We start from the raw sequence: 17,794 nt of genomic DNA, 5'->3' as shown, positions 1-17,794 counted from the left end.
TGCATTCATCCATTTATGATGTATACAAATTAAAAAGCACATTTCTAACGCCAAGGTTAAAGAGGAAAGGAGAGGCAAAAAAATGGAAGTCATTTTTCTTGATTGTGAAACGGAAATGCGACAAAAAGATGCTTACGCAATGGCGATGGGGTTTTTTGATGGGGTACATTTAGGACATCAAGAATTATTAAAATCAACAAGTCGCTATGCTAAACAGCACCATATAAAAAGTGCAGCATTCACTTTCAGTCCACATCCTGATGAAGTGATCAAAGGGATGGAAAATCGTAAATATATAACTTTACTGCAAGAGAAAATCGAAAAAATTGCAGCTTGTGGGATTGATACGATTTTTGTAATGAAATTTGACTTTCCATTTGCTTCTTTGGATCCTTACGAGTTTATTGATAGATATGTACTTCAAATGAATGTAAAGCATGTCGTTGTAGGGTTTGATTTTACATTTGGTTTTAAAGCAAAGGGAAACGTTGCTATGTTGCGACGAGTCGCGCAATCGACAGAATGTTATTCTGTTTCAGTCATCCCTAAAAAGACGGTCCATGCAATCAAAATTGGTTCAACGGAAACGAAGGCATTAGTACAACAAGGAAAAGTCGAAGAAGTGATTCAATTTTTAGGAAATGATTATACCATACAGGCGAAGTTAATGCAGATTGATTATGATATGTTCAGAGCAGAAATCAATGAAAAGTATATTTTACCTAATAAAGGTACGTATCTCATTAAAATTTGTGCAAATGGATATACAACTAATGGCCAATTAATGGTCGAACAAAATAAAGCAATTATTCAAGTAAATGATTTATATGATCATATGGATTTAAGTTATTGTCATATTACATTTTTAAAACAAATAAGAGTAAGCGAATTAATTTTCGCATAATTTTTTAAGGAGGGAATAGCAATGGATGATCGTGAGTTTCGTAATGCGATGGGGAAGTTTGCAACAGGGGTAACGGTGATTACAACGGAAGTAGATGGAGAGCCTCATGGAATGACAGCAAATGCGTTTATGTCTGTTTCATTGCACCCAAAACTAATTATGATTTCGATTGATAATCGTGCTAATATGTTAGATAAAATAAAAGAAGCAAATAAATTTGCTGTTAATATTTTAGCGGATCATCAGAAAGATTTATCGATGCATTTTGCAGGACAAACAAAAGACGAAAGGGAAATTGACTTTCAATACATTGAAAACATTCCAGTACTTGATGGAACACTCGCTTCTATCGCATGTGATGTAGACAATTCGTATGTTGTTGGAGACCATACATTATTCGTTGGAAAAGTATTAGATATTAAACAAACAGATGGGAACCCACTAACATTCTTTACTGGAAAGTATGGACACAACCAAGTATTGACAACTACGTAGAAATATGAAAACGATAAATGTATATATTGAAAAAGAAACACGGACGTTTATTATATAGAGTGTAAAATCTTTGTATAATATCGTTCGTGTTTCGAGTTATGATTTATTAAATCGAAGGAGTGTTAAAGGATGAGCAATGTACAACTGAAATTACGAGGCATTTCACAAAAATTAGAAGGAAACGTGTTGAACGATGAAACGATTGAAATAGATCAAATCGATTATCAAATTGATACATTACCATTAGATGTTCCGATTCAGGGAACGGTTTATGGTGCATTATTGAACTTTAAAGGCGCATATGACCAACTAGCACCGAAAATGAATGAAGCTCCATATCAAAATCCGCCAAAGGCACCTGTTTTATATATTAAACCGAAAAATACATATATTAGTGCACAGCAACTTATACCATTACCAGTATCTGAGGAGTCTGTAGAAGTAGGAGCAGCACTGGCAATTGTTATTGGTAAAGTCGCGACGAAAGTGAAGGAAGAGGAAGCATTAGACTATGTGTTAGGATATACAATTGCTAATGATGTCAGCATTCCACACGAAAGTGTTCACCGCCCAGCAGTGAAATATAAAGCACGTGATGGATTTTTACCTGTTGGTCCATGGATTGTACAAAAAGAATCGGTAGAAAATCCAAATGATTTACAAATTAAAGTGTCGATCAATGGAGAAGTAAAACAAGAAAATACAACGAAAAACTTACTTCGGTCTGTTGAAAAATTATTAGCAGATGTAACAGACTATATGACATTAAATGAAGGGGATGTATTGTTAGTAGGTGTCCCTGAAAATGCTCCTTTAGCAAAAGAAGATGATCTTGTCACGATTGAAATCGATCAAATTGGTAAACTTGAAAATAGAGTTGTATCTGAAAAGCATGTAGTAGGAGGAGAAATTGTATGAAACGAGCAAGAGTAAGCTACGGTGGTTTAATTCAAGACGCAACAGAAGTAGAGGGAAAAGTACAATTACATGATGGTAGATTAGTAGAGGAAACAGATGTTGTTTGGTTGCCTCCAGTAGAGCCTGAAACAGTATTTACACTAGGGTTAAACTATGCAGATCATGCTGCAGAATTGTCATTTAAAGCACCAGAAGAACCGTTAGTATTTTTAAAAGGACCGAATACGTTTATTGGACATTTAGGTCATACCGTTCGTCCGAGTGATGTGACATTCATGCATTATGAGTGTGAACTTGCTGTCGTTATAGGAAAACGTGGGAAAAATATTAAAAAAGAAGATGCATATGATTATGTTAAAGGTTATACAGTAGCAAATGATTATGCAATCCGTGATTATTTAGAGAACTACTATCGACCGAATTTACGAGTGAAAAACAGAGATACATGTACACCAATTGGACCATGGTTTGTAGATAAGGAAGATATTGAGGATCCGATGAACTTAAAATTAACGACATATATTAATGGGAAAGTGGAACAACAAGGAACGACAGCAGATATGGTATTTAGTATCCCTGATTTAATTGAATATTTAAGTTCATTCATGACATTAAATGAAAATGATATTATTTTAACTGGTACGCCGAAAGGATCTGTCGATACAAAAATTGGCGATGAAGTTGTAACAGAAGTAGAAGGTGTCGGCCGATTAGTAAATACAATTGTAGGGGAAGACTACAAGTAAGAAGGGGTTGTTTTCATGCCACATGTAATTATCGAATATACGGATAATTTAGCAGAGGAAACAGATATAGGAGTATTACTAAAAAATGTGAATACAACATTGTTAACACATGAGGATGTCATTCCGATTGGTGGGCTGAGAACAAGAGCAATTGCATTACATGATTACTGTGTAGCAGATGGAACGGAAGATGATGCATTTGTCCATGTAACGATTAAATTAGGTGCTGGTCGTTCAGAAGAAACGATAAAAAAAGTGTGTGATGATTTATTTGAATCAATTAAGAAACACTTTGCACCAATCTTTGAACAACGTTATTTAGCTTTATCGATGGAAATATTTGAATTTACTCGTGCAACATATAAGCAAAATAATATTCATGTACGGTATAAATAACAAAAAACTAGCTATGTATAGAACACATAGCTAGTTATTTAAGCTTCATTCGTCTGTTTAAATGCTTCTAATGTATTCAATTTATGATTTCTCGTATAATTTTCAATCGTAGAGAAATCAGCTCCATTTTGGAAGTATGAAATAATTTGATTATGTTCTTCAATGGAGTGTGGTGTTCGTTTTGGGAAAAAAGTAAATCCTGTATTTCGAACAACATCTAGTCGTTGCCACATTTCTTGAATATTAGCGATTAAAAATTGGTTTGGACAATAGTCGTAAATAGAAAAGTGAAATTCTCTATTATAGATACCAATTTTATCTAGTTCATAATTTTTTAAACATTGTTCCATCTGATCGTTAATACGGACTAGTTCGTCGATTCCCGATTGATCGATATGTGCAGCGCTTAATGCAGTAGCATATCCTTCTAAAACGGCTAGAACCTCTAATGTTTCGATATAGACTTGATTGTTAATCCCTTTTACAACTGCTCCAATATTCGGCTTGTATTCGATTAACTGTTCAGATTCTAGCTGGTGAATTGCTTCACGTACTGGAATATGACTAGAATTAACCTCCTTAGCAATTTGATCAATAACGATGCGCTGTCCTGGTACATATTGACCATCAATAATTCGAGAACGGATTACTTGATAAGCATATTGTCTTTTATTTAACTTCTTCTTATTAATCATATATTTAATATATATGAATTTGTATATGAATTCAAGACTTGTTGTCGTTTACTACTAGAAAAGGTAACTGTTCGTCGATTTTAAATAATGAGAATATTGCTGAAAAAATATTGAAAAGATATATGTGATATATGATAGGTTCAAATTAATTTGTACATGAGAAGTTTTATATGAATATTGACTAAAAAGTACATCATGTTTTTATTTTTTTGGATGGATTATTTTATTATTCATGCTTGTGGAAATGGTACAAATGAAAGAAATGATAGCGTTGTCATCAGTTTAAACTATGAAACTTTTCCATATAGCTCATTTGTCTTGGTAAAAACGCAAAATTTCATGCTATTAACAAAGAGAATCAACAGTTATTACAAGAAATAGTAGGAGGAATTGTCATCGGTCAAATGTGGAAGACGATTAATGAAAGAGATGAAATGTATTAGAAAATGAATGAAATGGAGTGAGGAAGATGGAAAAACCGATAAACAAAGCGGAAAAAATTATTAATGGCATTGCTAACTTTCAACAGCTATTATCAAACTTTGCACTAATTTTTATTATGTCGATTATTACATTTGATGTATTGGGAAGAAATATTATGAACAAGCCATTAAAAGGAACATATGAAATGACCGAATTGGGGGCGGCTTTACTCGTCTTTTTAGCATTAGCAATTACACATAGAAAAGACGAACATATTACGATTGATTTCGTGGTAGATCTTTTACCAGCGAAAGTTCGCCATATTATCAATGGAATAGTTGAGTTAATTATTGTCGCTGTCGTATTACTTATGTCACAACATATTTTCAATAATGGTTTACGTATGATGGAAAGAAAAACGACGACGACAGATTTATCTATTACTGTTTATCCATTTTTATTTATTATTACGATTACGCTGGTTGTTTTTGCATTGATGGCAATTATAAAGGCAATTTCATATTTTCGAATGGCGGTGAATAAAGAATGAGTCCAGAGATGATCGGTATTATCGGAATTATTGGATTATTAGTTTTATTTATACTTAGGATACCAGTTAGTGTGTCGCTTATAATTGTAGGAACAGTTGGTTTAGGATGGATTCGTGGTTGGGATTCAGCACTCGTACAATTAGGAACGACGCCATTTTCGACTGCTAGTTCGTATTCATTAAGTGTCATTCCATTATTTATTTTAATGGGAATGTTTTTATCTTATAGTGGATTTGGAAATGACTTATACCGTGCTGTAGATGCTTGGATTGGACATATAAAAGGCGGTTTAGCAATTACGACGATTGGAACAAGTGCTATGTTCTCAGCAATTTCAGGATCTGTGAATGCAACGACAGCTACGATGGCAAAAATTGCGTTGCCTGAAATGAAAAAATATCGTTATGATGACGGACTATCTACTTCTTGTGTAGCTGCGGGCGGTACGTTAGGGATTTTAATTCCACCGAGTGTTATTTTGGTATTATATGGTATTTTAACGATGGAACCAATTGGGAAATTACTTATTGCTGGATTAGTACCAGGATTATTACAAATGTTTTTATTCATGATTGTTATTTATTTTATGGTGCTTCGTAATCCATCATTAGCTCCTGTAACAGAGAAGAAAACATTTAAAGAAAAAATTGTTTCATTAAATAGCATTTGGCCATTTTTATTTCTATTTGCATTAAGTGTTGGGGGAATTTATTTTGGATTTTTCACTCCGACAGAAGCAGGGGGAATTGGGGCATTTGGGGCATTTTTATTAGCAGTTGTTACACGTCGATTAAGTTGGAAAGATTTTTTAAACTCCTTAAATGAAACAACACGATTAACAGCGATGATTTTCTTTATTTTAATTGGTGCAGATATTTTCAGTAAGTTTTTAGCACTGAGTAAAATACCAGTCGTTATTACGAAATTTGTTTCCGAATTAGCGTTACCATCGACTATCATTTTAATTTGTATTTTAATTGTATATTTCTTTTTAGGTATGTTTTTAGAAGGAATTGCGATTTACGTTTTAACATTACCAGTTGTATATCCATTAATTACGATGTTAGGATATGACGGTATTTGGTTTGGCGTTGTGATGATCTTCGTTATGAATATGGGATTATTAACGCCGCCATTAGGTTTAAGTGTTTATATTATAAGTGGGATTGTGAAGGATGTACCGATTCAACGTATTTTTAAAGGAGTAACACCAATGCTTTTAACGATTATTCTTTGTTTAGCATTGATCGTTATCTTCCCAGAAATCGTTACATTTTTACCAGATTTAATGAGGTAGTATAAGGATATGAAAGAAGAGGGATTGATTTTATTCTTCTTTCATATTTTTTTATGAAAAATAGTCAGAATAATCTATGAAACAACTTGAAATAATATATTTAATAATATATGATATAAATGAAAGCGATTACTGATATGAAGAGGTGTTATGATGAAAAAGAAATGGTATTTACTTTTTGTTGCAATGGTTTCGATGTTGGTACTTGCTGCATGTGGCGGCTCTAACTCAGATGCAAATGGTAGTGGTGATGCAGGTGGCGGCAACTATGAATGGGATTTTTCGCACTTTTTCCCTCCATCACATTTTATGGAGGATGTAGTACAAGACTTAGCGGCTGATTTAGAAGAACAATCAGATGGAAGAATTCAAATAACTTCTTATCCAGGTGCATCTTTAGCTGCGCCGGATGAACATTTCGATGCTGCAGAGACTGGTTCTGTTGATATCGCATTAAGTGTAAATGGGTATACACCGAACCAATTCCCATTAACATCTGTCATGGAGCTTCCGTTCATGTCTACTTCTTCAGTAGAAGGAACGAAAACATTATGGGAATTATATAATGAGTTTGATGAATTTAAAGATGAGTATGCGGGAACTGTGCCTTTATGGTTATATACGACAGACCCTGCACAATTATACACAACAGATAAACAAGTAAAATCAATTGAAGATTTAAAAGGGATGAGAATTCGTTCTCCGTCTCCTGAAACGAGTGAATGGCTTGAAGCATTAGGAGCAACGCCAGTATCGATGCCAATGAACGAAAACTTTGAAGCATTAGAACGTGGAGTAGTAGATGGAACGATAGCACCATGGGAAGCGGTTAAAACATGGGGCTTAGATGAAGTATTGAAATATGCAACAGTAGGAAACTTCTATTCTACTACAATGTTTGTCGTTATGAATGAAGATGAATTTAATAGTTTAAATGACGAAGATCAAACATTATTACAAGATTTAACTGGTGAAGCTATGGTGAAAACAACAGGAGAAACGTTCGACCAATTTGGTAAGGAAGCTGTCGAGCAGGCAGAGGAAAAAGGAATTGAAATTTATGAGTTATCTGATGCCGAATTAGAAGAGTGGAGTGAATTTATTAATCCAACAATTGAAAATTGGATTGAAAACGTTGAAGGTAAAGGATTACCAGGTCAAGAAGTATATGACCGTGCGAGAGAGCTAGTAGGAGAATAATAAAAAAAAGATAGGGCGGAACTATTATAGATTCGCCCTAATTTTATGAAAAAATAAAAAATATTAGATTACACTTGAAATCATATATGATTTAGTATATTATTTATGGTAGAGAAAATAATAACACATTTTATATAAAGGAGAAGATAGATATGAATAAATATGAAGAAGCAAAGCAGAAGTTAAGAGGATCGATCTGTCCAGTAATTACACCATTTAAAGAAGATGGGTCAATTGATGAAGAAACATTTAAATCATTAGTTAACTGGCAAATTGAGAGCGGGAGTCACGGGATTTCAGTTACTGGTACAAGTGGAGAGCCGAGCTCATTAACGATAGAAGAAAGAAAACGTGTTATGGATTTAGCAAAAGAAACGATTGACGGACGCGTATTTTTCGCTCCTGGTACAGGTTCGACAAACCATGATGAAACGATGGAATTAACGAAGTATGCAGAAGAAATTGGTGTAGATGCAGCGATGGTCATCGTTCCTTACTACAATAAGCCAAACCAAGAAGCATTATTCCAACACTTTAAAACAGTTGCCGATTCTGTAGATATTCCAATTATTATTTATAATATTCCAGGACGTTCTGCAGTAAATATGGAAGTAGAAACGATGAAGCGTTTAGTAGATGCTTGTCCAAACATTATCGGAGCGAAAGAATCAAATAAGGATTTCGAACATGTGAACCGTGTCCTATTAAACTGTGGACGTGACTTCTTACTATATTCTGGAATCGAATTATTATGCTACCCAATGTTAGCAATCGGTGGAGCTGGATTCATTAGTGCAACAGCAAACGTTGAGCCGAAAAGAGTAGCTGAATTATATAACGCTTGGGAAGCAGGCGATATTAAAAAAGCACAAGATTTACACTATGAGTTAATGCCATTAAACGACGTATTATTTAAAGACACGAACCCAACGGTTGCAAAGGCTGCTTTAGGAATGATGGGGAAAATTACACCGAAAATTCGTTTACCATTAGGTTTACCGTCAGAAGAATTGCAAGCTGAAGCTCGTCAAGTAATGGTTGATTTAAATATTTTAGAAAAATAATGTATATTGGGACACATTGAAAAATGCATTATACATGGTGTCCCACCCTTTTTTAAAACTTCTAAAATTAAACAGATTGGTTTTAATAGAGAAACTTTTGTACAAAAAATATATGTAAAAGGACAGGTGAAAAAAATGGCAAAATTAGAACATGTGAAACAACCAGATATTTCTTTATATATAAATGGAGAATTTGTTCCGAGTGAAGCAGGTGCGACATTTGAAAATTATAACCCATTTACAAATGAAACGGTAAACCTTGTACAAGAAGGACGTAAATCAGATATTGAAAAAGCAGTAGCAGCGGCAAGGGATGCATTTGATAATGGTCCTTGGCGTACGATGAAGTTATCAGAACGTTTAGCATATATTTATAAAATTGCTGATTTAATTGATGAAGAAGTAGAAAATATAGCTTATTTAGAATCATTAGATACAGGATTACCAATTAAACAAACTCGTAATATGGTTGCTCGTGCTTCTGAAAACTTCCGTTTCTATGCAAGAATGGTTGATAGCCGTTTAATTGGTGAGGCATATCAAGTAGATGAAAACTTCATTAACTATACGATGAATGTACCAGTAGGAGTGGCGGGATTAATTACACCATGGAATGCGCCATTCATGTTAGAAACATGGAAAGTTGCTCCGGCATTAGCGACAGGGAATACGGTTGTGTTAAAACCTGCTGAATTCTCTCCATTATCTGCTAATTTATTAGCGCAAGTAATTGATAAAGCAGGTTTACCAAAAGGTGTATTTAACGTTGTACACGGATTCGGTGAAACGGCAGGAGATGCACTCGTAAAACACCCTGATGTACAATTAATATCATTTACGGGTGAAACGACAACTGGTTCGACGATTATTAAAAACAGTGCGGACACATTGAAAGCGACTTCTATGGAGTTAGGTGGAAAATCTCCAATTTTAGTTTTTGATGATGCAGACTTTGATCGTGCATTAGATGCAGTTGTTTGGGGAATTTTCTCGTTCAACGGTGAAAGATGTACAGCAAACTCACGTTTATTCATCCAAGAAAACATTAAAGATAAATTTATAGAGGCGTTAGAAGCACGTGTACAAAACGTGAAAATTGGCGATCCAATGGATGATACGACAGAGGTTGGACCTCTAATTCATACGGAACATTATGACAAGGTAGTTAGCTATTTACAAATCGCAAAAGATGAAGGTGCAACGGTTATTACACGCGAAATTCCAGAAGAGTATAAGCGTGGAAACTTTGTCGCTCCGACAATGATCGTGAATGCGACAAATGATATGCGTGTTGCTCAGGAGGAAATTTTTGGACCAGTTTTAACAGTAATGTCTTTTAAAGACGAGGAGGAAGCGGTTCGTTTAGCAAATGATGTTGATTACGGATTAGCTGGTTATGTATGGACGAATGATATTAAACGAGGTCACCGTGTTGCACATCAAATCGATGCAGGAATGTTATGGGTAAACGCACAAAACGTTCGTGACTTACGTACTCCATTCGGTGGTTCGAAAAGTTCAGGTATTGGACGTGAAGGTGGCCATTACGCGTTTGATTTCTATACAGAAAAGAAAATCATTCACGTATCTGTTGCTGACCACCCAATCCAACAATTTGGAAAACAATAAAAAGTTGATATCCAAAGTAGTTTCGTCTAAAACTTAATGAAATAACCGACACCCTTAATGTTAGACGGAAAATCTAATGTTAAGGGTGTTTTTAAGGTCTCTACAATATTTGGTGTTGGTGGAAAAAATTCACTGGCACCTTTTTTATGCATAAAAATAGAAAACAAGTGAATTTCCCTTTAGAATGAAAGTTGTTGAAAACCTAATCCAGGAGGGAAATCACTTGTCTCATTCTAATAATATAAAATTACTGCTTGATATATAAGATAAGAACATCGAAATTGAAGAAAATGCTGTAGAATTAAGGTCATATCAAGGAAGAATGGCTAAGTTTATTACAGCTAAATTGACGTATACACTAAATACCGTTGACCAATCGTTATACTTTCATTACATGAAGACAAGCATTAAGACATTGAAAAACATATATCGTATATCAAACATAGCTTGATGTATTCATACAATAACGGTCGTATCGAAGAGATTAATAACAAAATAAAGGTATGGAATCGCGTTGCATATGGATATCGATATTTTTATAGTTTTAAAAAGAGAATTATTTTACATTTTAAATGGAGATCAATCATACAAAGTAAAAAATCCTCCTCCCTTGCAGCTTAAGCTACAAAGGAAGAGGAAACCAACATGTAAACAGCCAGATGAAACGTAGGAAATGTACGTAGACTTCTGCGTGAAAAAAGGCCTAGATAAGACAAGGGAAGGCAAAGCCTGAACTTGGCTTAGCAGCCGCACGCGGAAAGCGGAGTACATTTCCGAAGTGACATATTCACGCTATTCTTATTGACTCCACACAATTAAATATTAGTTTACTTTAAGAGGATCACCAACATTGTTTGCCAAAGAGCCATCTTATCGTCATAAACATGACCAATTTTTTATAATTAGAATCTAGTTAAGTTCCAGCTCCGTTTTTGTAGAACATACATTTATTATATGCGAATGTCTCGTGTATGAATAACGAAGAAATTATTCGTATAAGTTTCCAATCGATAAATATTTCGTTTCTAAATATGGTTCGATCCCTTCGATTCCGCCTTCACGACCAAGTCCACTTTCTTTCATTCCACCGAAAGGAACATGTGCAGCAGATGGTGCTCCATCATTCCAACCAATAATTCCGTAATCAAGATGATTGAATAAATAGTTCCCAATTCGATAATTATCTGTGAAGAAGTAAGCAGCTAGACCGTATGGTGTATTATTGGCAATCTCAATTGCTTCATCTAATTCTTTATACGTTGTAATTGGGGCAACTGGACCGAATGTTTCTTCATGCATAATATCCATTTCTTCTGTTACATCAGTCAAAATCGTCGGATGGATAAAGTAATATTCTTTATCATGGTCTACATCATACTGTGCACCCGCTAATATAGTAGCACCTTTATTTACCGCGTCTGCAATTTGATCGGTAATTTTTTCATAACTCCCTTTATTAATAACTGGACCAACGTCTGTCTTTTGATCTAGTCCATTTCCGACAACAAGTTTTTTTGTACGTTCTGCTAATTTTTTAGAAAACTCTTCTACGATGGATTCGTGTACGATGACTCTATTTGCGCAAACACAAGTTTGTCCTGCATTTCTAAATTTTGTAATAATTGTTTGTTCGACAGCTAAGTCAATGTTTGCGTCTTCAGCCACAATGACAGGAGCATGTCCACCTAATTCCATCGTGACACTTTTTACGGTTGCAGCACTATCTTTAATGAGCTGTTTTCCTACAGGCGTTGAACCTGTAAAAGTAATTTTCTTAATGTATGGGCTTTCAGTAAAGAGACTTCCAATAACGCGACCACGGCCACTTACACATTGAATCACATCTTCGGGAATCCCTGCTTCATGTGCAAGTTCGACTAAGCGAATCGTCGTTAAAGGTGTTTCTTCTGCTGGTTTCACGATGAACGTACAACCTGCAGCTAATGCTGGTGCGGCTTTTCTAGTCATCATTGCAGCTGGAAAGTTCCATGGTGTAATTGCACCGACTAACCCGATAGGATGTTGTTGGACGATTAATTCTTTCCCATTTGCATGGGAAGGAATAGTGCGTCCATATAATCTTTTTGCCTCTTCTGCATACCAATCAATATAACTAGTTGCATAATCTACTTCCCCTAAAGATTCAGCAAGTGGTTTTCCGTTTTCTTTCGTCATTACTTCTGCGATAGAAGCTTTATGCTCCTGAATTAATGTCGACCATTTTGATAATAATTTTGATCTTTCATGTGCATTTGTTTTTTTCCATGTTTGAAATGCATCATTTCCAGTAGCGATCTTTTGTAAAATTACTTCTTCACTATCCCGTTCTATTGTTGCTAATGCTTCCCCAGTAGCAGGGTTTTTTACGATAAAACTATTCGACATCATAAGACTCCTCTCTTTGATTAAATGATATAAGATATCATATATCATTATACGCTATTTAATATAATAAATAAATAGAGGATAGTTATTTTTAATGAGTAAATGAAAGAAAGATACATAAAATATAGAAAATCGAAGGAAGAAGGGGATTAAAAATGGACAAATCAATTCAAAAAGCAAAGACAATCTTTATATTTCAATTAGATCAACATTAAGTCGATAAGGATTAGAGATTGTATTAGATGTATATCAATATACGACACAGATTGTCAATATTCCGTTTGTTGGAGTAAAAGATGATTTTTTATGAATTGAAACTGGAATGACAGGAAATACATCTGCTATTTTTCAAGAAGGATAAAATACGTTACAATAAAGAAGAGAAAAATAACGACAATCGTGGTGATTGAAATGACAGAAAATAATGAAAATATGTACGATGAATGGAAACAGTTGTTTAGTTCTATTTTACTTAAGGTCGATCAAACAAAAATGCCGGCAAATACAAAATCGCTTATTAAAAAGGAAGTGACTAAATTGCAATCTTTTTTAATACATGCCCGTCCAGCACGTATCGTTATTGTTGGTAGGCGTGGAGCAGGCAAGTCGAGTTTAATTAATGCGATTTTTGGCGAAATGAAAGCGAGTATCGGCCATTATAAGGCACAAACAGGAACAGGGAAATGGTATAAGTATGAAAATGATTTAGGTGGGATCGATATATTAGATACGAGAGGACTTGGAGAAGGACATGATCCTACAGAGGCAACTAAATCAGCGACTCCAATTGAGGAAATAAAGGATGCCATTAAGGAAAAATGCCCGGATGTCATGTTGTTTTTATGTAAAGGAAAAGAAGTAGGGGCACGCATCGATGAAGATATCGATCAATTAAAAGAATTAAAAGAGATGATTGAAGACGTACATCAATACGATATACCAATTGCGGGTATCGTTACACAAGTGGACGAACTTGCACCAGTGTCAAATAGTGAACCACCGTTTGATCATCCAGTGAAACGAGAAAATATCGATGCAACTGTGCAATTACTAGAGGAGAAATTGATCCAACGATTAGAAAAGCCGACGACTGTCATACCAGTTTGTGCATATATGGAATTTGAAGATGATAAGCTAGTGTATGATCGTAGGTACAATATAGACGAATTATTATATTATTTATTAAAGGAATTACCTGAAGAGGCACAGGTTATTTTAGCTAAACTATCACGAGTCACAGCAGTACAAAAAAAATTGGCAAGAAAAATAGGGAAAAGCACCGCCTCTGTCACAGGTTTAGTTGGCGCCACTCCCATTCCAATTGCCGATATGCCTGTTATTACGGGAATGCAATTATCGATGATTAGTACGATAGCACTTATTAGTGGGCAGAAGTTTAATCGAAAAACAATAATGAAATTTTTAAGTGCGATGGGCATAAATGTTGGAGTTGGATTTACATTAAGAAATATATCAAGACAACTTGCTAAATTTATACCCGGAGCAGGGAATATTATATCTGGAGTGGTAGCGAGTGCTGGGACTTATGCGTTATGTGAGGCGGCAATTGCTTATTTTATTGATCGGAAATCAAAAGAAGAAGCGAAAGCAATTTTTACCGAAAAGATGGAACAAGGGGAAAAGTAATCATGTATAGAGAAAGAATCAGACAATTAATGCAACATGAAAATATAACGACTGAAGCAACTTATATTTTATTAATGGATCCGCTAAATATATATTATGTGACAAACTTGTATGCGGAACCACATGAACGATTTCTTGGATTATTAATCGATATGAAAGAGAAACGGACGACGTTATTTTTACCAACATTAGATTTGAAAAAAGCGCAAAAAGAAGCAGAAAACGTAGATGAATTCATACCTATAGGTGATACGGAAAATGGTTATGCTAAATTAGCCGCATATATGAAAGAGAAATCGGCTATTTGTTTCATTGAAAAAAATTATATGACCGTAGCACAGTATGAAGCGTTACAGAAGGAGACAGGAATAAATAATTTTAAATCAGTTGAACGGGCTATCATCGATATGCGTTTACGTAAATCAACGATAGAAATAGAAAAAGTAAAAAAGGCAATTTCTATTACGGAAAATGCTTTAGATGAAATTATTCCATTTATAAAAATCGGGATGACCGAAAATGAGATTAAAACGAAGTTAGAAACGACATTGCAAGATTTAGGAGCAGAAAAGGTCGCTTTTGATACGATGGTACTTACTGGTGAAAATAGTGGGTTGCCACATGGAGAGCCAGGTGATCGACAAATCCAATATGGTGACTTTTTATTATTTGATTTTGGAGTATTTGTTGATCATTATTGTTCAGATATAACGAGAACATTTGCGATTGGGAAAATATCAGATGAGCAAAGACAGATATATGATGCGGTACTGAAAGCAAATGAAAAAGCTATTGAAGCAGTAAGATTAGGGGATCCGATTAAAAACATTGATCATGCAGCAAGAACGGTAATAGAAGATGCTTCTTATGGTGCTTATTTTACCCACCGCACTGGTCATGGGCTAGGTTTGGAAGTGCATGAAGCACCTTCAATTCATGGTGAGAACAAAGAAAAGATATTAGGAGGATTATTGTTTACGATAGAGCCAGGTATTTATAAAGAAGGAGTAGGTGGGGTTAGAATTGAAGATGATGTGTACGTACACCCCAATGGAGAAGTGGAAGTATTAACATCCTTTCCAAAACAACTGACAATTATCGATGCAAAGTAGGAGGATAAACATGATTCAATTTGATGATTTTTTAAAAGTAGATATGAGAGTGGGAACGATCATTGAAGCAACACCATTTCCTGAAGCAAGGAAGCCAGCTATTAAAGTGAAAATTGATTTTGGAGAAATTGGCATAAAACAATCGTCCGCACAAATTACGAAACGTTATGAGCCAGATCAACTTGTTGGAAGGCAAGTAGTAGCAGTGGTGAATTTCCCACCAATGCGTATCGCTGGATTTAAATCAGAAGTTCTAGTGCTAGGTGGTGTCCCCACAGAAGAAGATGTTGTATTGCTGCGACCTGATGAGGAAGTTCCAAATGGGACGAAGATAGGATAATATGTTTGGAAGAATAATACAAAGAAAATTAGTCTTCATTGTATTACTAAATATCCAAGAACTATCTTTTAGAAATTTCAGATAACATATGTTACGATAGAAAATATAAGGAGGAGAGCATATGGCAAATATTGTACAAGGAACGAATAAATTTTATATTGGTGAAGATGAAGAAAATCCACTTGCAGAAATTACATTTCAACCGAAAAGTGATGGGGTTATTACTGTAGACCATACTTATGTGTCAGATGAATTGAGAGGGCAGGGTATTGCAGGAAAACTAGTAGAAGTTATTACATCGTATGCTCGAGAACAAAATCTTAAAATCGAACCTGTTTGCTCGTATGTACAAAGTAAAATGGAAAAAACAGAAGCCTATCATGATTTAATTGCAAAATAATAAAAAAAGAGATAGCGACAAAACGAATCTATCATTATGGAAAACGGTCACGTTTATTATCATCAGATAAATGTGACCGTTTTCATTTTGCTTTTTAACAAAATAGGCAGAAAGATATTCGGTTCTAGCGATACGCTTATTCAATATTTCTATTAGCAGTGTCATGTTTAAGCAGAAAGAGCATTTTTGGTATAACATTTCGTGACGGAAATATTGCATTCGTTATCGTATATTTAATTTTTAACAAAGTTGTGAAGTGAAGCTGAATATAAGCTATTTTATATATGCTACGTTATACTAAAGAAAGAATATATATGGTGGAGGAAAGATTATTGGTTTCAACGACGGTATTACGTTTTTTACTTATATTGGTCGCAAGCTACCTCTTTGGTTTATTGTTTTATTATGTTTTGGACCGAGAAGAAAAGTTACATAAGAAAAAACGAATAGATGAAATAATATCACTTACTATACATATCATTCTTTGCATATGGATTGGGAAAATAATCGTCAATTTTCAAGTGTTTATAAAGGATCCCTTTGCGATATTAGCATATCCGAGTGATAGAAGAGCGTTATATATAGCGCTTATATTGGTAAGTATATATACAGTGTATGAAACATTTAAAAAGAAACGACCATTTAGACCAATATGGAATGCATTTATACCGGTTTTATTAGGTACATTGTTTATGTATGAACTTTTGCAACTAATAGTAGAAAAAAACACATATTACTTCTACTATATAATTATTTATACGATTTTACTTCTCCTATACATTTTATTGGAACGATATCCATATCAATTACATATCGTCATTTATAGTTGGTTTAGCTTGCAAATAATTTGTTCGTATTATCTTGGTTCGGTCCGGTTGTTTCAATACATAGTAAGCCCAATTTTCATCGGTTTGTTATGTGTTTTATATAGTTGTTTTATTTTATTAGAAAAGAAGTATAGTGAGGGATAAAAACATGAAAAAATGGATCATCATCCTAATCATTTTAGGATTGGCAGGTTATGCAGTGTTTGATTTTGTTTCGACGAAAAAAGAAGAAGAAACAAAAAAAGAAGAAATGATCACAGCTACACAAACAGAAATGGAAGTAAAAGATGATGAGGAAGAAGTAGAAAGTGTTCCGAAGGGTGAAGTTGGTATTGAGCGAGGAAATATTGCGCCTGATTTTGAATTAGAAACAATAGATGGCGAAAAAGTGAAATTATCCGATTACCGCGGACAAAAAGTTTTGTTGAATTTTTGGGCAACTTGGTGTCCACCTTGTCGTTCTGAAATGCCTGATATGCAAAAAGTTCATGAGGAATTTGGTGAAGATATCGTCATTTTAGCAGTTAATTTAACGGATACAGAATCAAGCTTACAAACAGTAACGAACTTTTTAGAGGAATTAGATATTACTTTTACTATTCTAAAAGATATGGATACGATGATTGCTACAACGTATCAAGCGAATGCATTACCGACGTCTTATTTACTAAATACAGATGGGTCGATCCATAATATAGCGATTGGACCGTTAAATTACGATTTAATGGTAAAAGCGTTTCAAGAAATGTATTAATTGTATATAAT

At 34.5% G+C, this 17,794-nt stretch carries 19 protein-coding genes; 17 read left to right on the top strand and 2 right to left on the bottom strand.

Annotation, left to right across the window (positions count from 1 at the left end):
* Window positions 1-82: 82 nt before the first annotated feature.
* The 5 genes from SPD45_RS12105 (at window position 83) to SPD45_RS12085 (ending at window position 3,459) form a co-directional block, all read left to right on the top strand.
* Entirely contained in the window at window positions 83-904 is an 822-nt protein-coding gene (locus tag SPD45_RS12105; RefSeq protein ID WP_336268026.1) for an FAD synthetase family protein, read from the top strand.
* A gap of 21 nt (window positions 905-925) precedes the next feature.
* Complete coding sequence (locus tag SPD45_RS12100) at window positions 926-1,399, top strand: flavin reductase family protein (protein WP_336268025.1); 474 nt, start codon at window positions 926-928, stop codon at window positions 1,397-1,399.
* A 129-nt stretch (window positions 1,400-1,528) separates the two neighbouring features.
* The gene (locus SPD45_RS12095; RefSeq protein ID WP_336268024.1) at window positions 1,529-2,317 is read left to right on the top strand and encodes a fumarylacetoacetate hydrolase family protein; all 789 of its coding nucleotides are present in this window, start codon (window positions 1,529-1,531) and stop codon (window positions 2,315-2,317) included.
* Window positions 2,314-3,063 (top strand): fumarylacetoacetate hydrolase family protein, encoded by a 750-nt coding sequence (locus tag SPD45_RS12090; protein WP_336268023.1) that lies wholly within the window; start codon window positions 2,314-2,316, stop codon window positions 3,061-3,063. The genes SPD45_RS12095 and SPD45_RS12090 overlap by 4 nt, the downstream gene beginning before the upstream one ends.
* Before the next feature lie 15 nt (window positions 3,064-3,078).
* On the top strand, window positions 3,079-3,459 hold the full coding sequence (locus tag SPD45_RS12085) for a 5-carboxymethyl-2-hydroxymuconate Delta-isomerase (protein ID WP_336268022.1): 381 nt from the start codon (window positions 3,079-3,081) through the stop codon (window positions 3,457-3,459).
* Window positions 3,460-3,497: 38 nt separating this feature from the next.
* Here SPD45_RS12085 and SPD45_RS12080 read toward each other — a convergent pair whose 3' ends face one another.
* Window positions 3,498-4,151, bottom strand: a complete 654-nt coding sequence (locus SPD45_RS12080) for a GntR family transcriptional regulator (protein ID WP_442962028.1) — start codon at window positions 4,149-4,151, stop codon at window positions 3,498-3,500.
* 472 nt (window positions 4,152-4,623) lie between these two features.
* On the opposite strand from SPD45_RS12080, the gene SPD45_RS12075 reads away from it, so the two are divergent.
* The 6 genes from SPD45_RS12075 to SPD45_RS12050 all read left to right on the top strand — a co-directional run bounded on the left by SPD45_RS12075 (window position 4,624) and on the right by SPD45_RS12050 (window position 10,939).
* Window positions 4,624-5,127, top strand: a complete 504-nt coding sequence (locus tag SPD45_RS12075) for a TRAP transporter small permease (protein ID WP_336268020.1) — start codon at window positions 4,624-4,626, stop codon at window positions 5,125-5,127.
* Window positions 5,124-6,425, top strand: a complete 1,302-nt coding sequence (locus SPD45_RS12070) for a TRAP transporter large permease (protein ID WP_336268019.1) — start codon at window positions 5,124-5,126, stop codon at window positions 6,423-6,425. Before SPD45_RS12075 ends, SPD45_RS12070 begins: the two co-directional genes overlap by 4 nt.
* 153 nt (window positions 6,426-6,578) lie before the next feature.
* Window positions 6,579-7,625 carry a TRAP transporter substrate-binding protein gene (locus SPD45_RS12065; protein ID WP_336268018.1) on the top strand — a complete coding sequence of 349 codons (1,047 nt, stop codon included), beginning with the start codon at window positions 6,579-6,581 and terminating at the stop codon, window positions 7,623-7,625.
* Between the two features lie 152 nt (window positions 7,626-7,777).
* On the top strand, window positions 7,778-8,689 hold the full coding sequence (hpaI, locus tag SPD45_RS12060; protein WP_336268017.1) for a 2,4-dihydroxyhept-2-ene-1,7-dioic acid aldolase: 912 nt from the start codon (window positions 7,778-7,780) through the stop codon (window positions 8,687-8,689).
* Window positions 8,690-8,824: 135 nt separating this feature from the next.
* A complete protein-coding gene (hpaE, locus tag SPD45_RS12055) occupies window positions 8,825-10,318 on the top strand; it encodes a 5-carboxymethyl-2-hydroxymuconate semialdehyde dehydrogenase (protein WP_336268016.1) in 1,494 nt (497 codons plus the stop codon).
* A 450-nt stretch (window positions 10,319-10,768) separates the two neighbouring features.
* Window positions 10,769-10,939: a transposase gene (locus tag SPD45_RS12050; protein ID WP_336268015.1), complete on the top strand. Its 171-nt coding sequence runs from the start codon at window positions 10,769-10,771 to the stop codon at window positions 10,937-10,939.
* A 366-nt stretch (window positions 10,940-11,305) separates the two neighbouring features.
* On the opposite strand, the gene SPD45_RS12045 is transcribed toward SPD45_RS12050, so the two are convergent.
* Entirely contained in the window at window positions 11,306-12,703 is a 1,398-nt protein-coding gene (locus tag SPD45_RS12045) for an NAD-dependent succinate-semialdehyde dehydrogenase (protein ID WP_336268014.1), read from the bottom strand.
* Window positions 12,704-13,114: 411 nt separating this feature from the next.
* Here SPD45_RS12045 and SPD45_RS12040 point away from each other — a divergent pair, with 411 nt between their 5' ends.
* The 6 genes from SPD45_RS12040 to SPD45_RS12015 all read left to right on the top strand — a co-directional run bounded on the left by SPD45_RS12040 (window position 13,115) and on the right by SPD45_RS12015 (window position 17,783).
* On the top strand, window positions 13,115-14,350 hold the full coding sequence (locus tag SPD45_RS12040; RefSeq protein ID WP_336268013.1) for a GTPase family protein: 1,236 nt from the start codon (window positions 13,115-13,117) through the stop codon (window positions 14,348-14,350).
* Window positions 14,351-14,352: 2 nt separating this feature from the next.
* On the top strand, window positions 14,353-15,462 hold the full coding sequence (locus SPD45_RS12035) for a M24 family metallopeptidase (RefSeq protein ID WP_336268012.1): 1,110 nt from the start codon (window positions 14,353-14,355) through the stop codon (window positions 15,460-15,462).
* 10 nt (window positions 15,463-15,472) lie between these two features.
* Window positions 15,473-15,802 carry a chaperone CsaA gene (csaA, locus tag SPD45_RS12030; protein WP_336268011.1) on the top strand — a complete coding sequence of 110 codons (330 nt, stop codon included), beginning with the start codon at window positions 15,473-15,475 and terminating at the stop codon, window positions 15,800-15,802.
* Window positions 15,803-15,923: 121 nt separating this feature from the next.
* Complete coding sequence (locus SPD45_RS12025; RefSeq protein WP_336268010.1) at window positions 15,924-16,202, top strand: GNAT family N-acetyltransferase; 279 nt, start codon at window positions 15,924-15,926, stop codon at window positions 16,200-16,202.
* A gap of 332 nt (window positions 16,203-16,534) precedes the next feature.
* A complete protein-coding gene (locus tag SPD45_RS12020; protein WP_336268009.1) occupies window positions 16,535-17,173 on the top strand; it encodes a hypothetical protein in 639 nt (212 codons plus the stop codon).
* A 4-nt stretch (window positions 17,174-17,177) separates the two neighbouring features.
* Window positions 17,178-17,783 (top strand): peroxiredoxin family protein, encoded by a 606-nt coding sequence (locus SPD45_RS12015; RefSeq protein WP_336268008.1) that lies wholly within the window; start codon window positions 17,178-17,180, stop codon window positions 17,781-17,783.
* The last annotated feature ends 11 nt before the right edge of the window (window positions 17,784-17,794 follow it).

Origin of the sequence: Pseudogracilibacillus sp. SO10305 (assembly GCF_037072005.1) — a bacterium.
Classification (GTDB): Bacteria; Bacillota; Bacilli; order Bacillales; family Amphibacillaceae; genus Pseudogracilibacillus; species Pseudogracilibacillus intestinigallinarum.
Note: the sequence above shows the minus strand (reverse complement) of the source record. Positions and strands in the feature narration are given on the sequence as shown.

Coding starts and splice junctions, on each gene's coding strand:
- SPD45_RS12105 (WP_336268026.1), top strand. CDS start 83: ATGGAAGTCATTTTTCTTGATTGTGAAACGGAAATGCGACAAAAAGAT.
- SPD45_RS12100 (WP_336268025.1), top strand. CDS start 926: ATGGATGATCGTGAGTTTCGTAATGCGATGGGGAAGTTTGCAACAGGG.
- SPD45_RS12095 (WP_336268024.1), top strand. CDS start 1,529: ATGAGCAATGTACAACTGAAATTACGAGGCATTTCACAAAAATTAGAA.
- SPD45_RS12090 (WP_336268023.1), top strand. CDS start 2,314: ATGAAACGAGCAAGAGTAAGCTACGGTGGTTTAATTCAAGACGCAACA.
- SPD45_RS12085 (WP_336268022.1), top strand. CDS start 3,079: ATGCCACATGTAATTATCGAATATACGGATAATTTAGCAGAGGAAACA.
- SPD45_RS12075 (WP_336268020.1), top strand. CDS start 4,624: ATGGAAAAACCGATAAACAAAGCGGAAAAAATTATTAATGGCATTGCT.
- SPD45_RS12070 (WP_336268019.1), top strand. CDS start 5,124: ATGAGTCCAGAGATGATCGGTATTATCGGAATTATTGGATTATTAGTT.
- SPD45_RS12065 (WP_336268018.1), top strand. CDS start 6,579: ATGAAAAAGAAATGGTATTTACTTTTTGTTGCAATGGTTTCGATGTTG.
- hpaI (WP_336268017.1), top strand. CDS start 7,778: ATGAATAAATATGAAGAAGCAAAGCAGAAGTTAAGAGGATCGATCTGT.
- hpaE (WP_336268016.1), top strand. CDS start 8,825: ATGGCAAAATTAGAACATGTGAAACAACCAGATATTTCTTTATATATA.
- SPD45_RS12050 (WP_336268015.1), top strand. CDS start 10,769: ATGTATTCATACAATAACGGTCGTATCGAAGAGATTAATAACAAAATA.
- SPD45_RS12045 (WP_336268014.1), bottom strand. CDS start 12,703: ATGTCGAATAGTTTTATCGTAAAAAACCCTGCTACTGGGGAAGCATTA.
- SPD45_RS12040 (WP_336268013.1), top strand. CDS start 13,115: ATGACAGAAAATAATGAAAATATGTACGATGAATGGAAACAGTTGTTT.
- SPD45_RS12035 (WP_336268012.1), top strand. CDS start 14,353: ATGTATAGAGAAAGAATCAGACAATTAATGCAACATGAAAATATAACG.
- csaA (WP_336268011.1), top strand. CDS start 15,473: ATGATTCAATTTGATGATTTTTTAAAAGTAGATATGAGAGTGGGAACG.
- SPD45_RS12025 (WP_336268010.1), top strand. CDS start 15,924: ATGGCAAATATTGTACAAGGAACGAATAAATTTTATATTGGTGAAGAT.
- SPD45_RS12015 (WP_336268008.1), top strand. CDS start 17,178: ATGAAAAAATGGATCATCATCCTAATCATTTTAGGATTGGCAGGTTAT.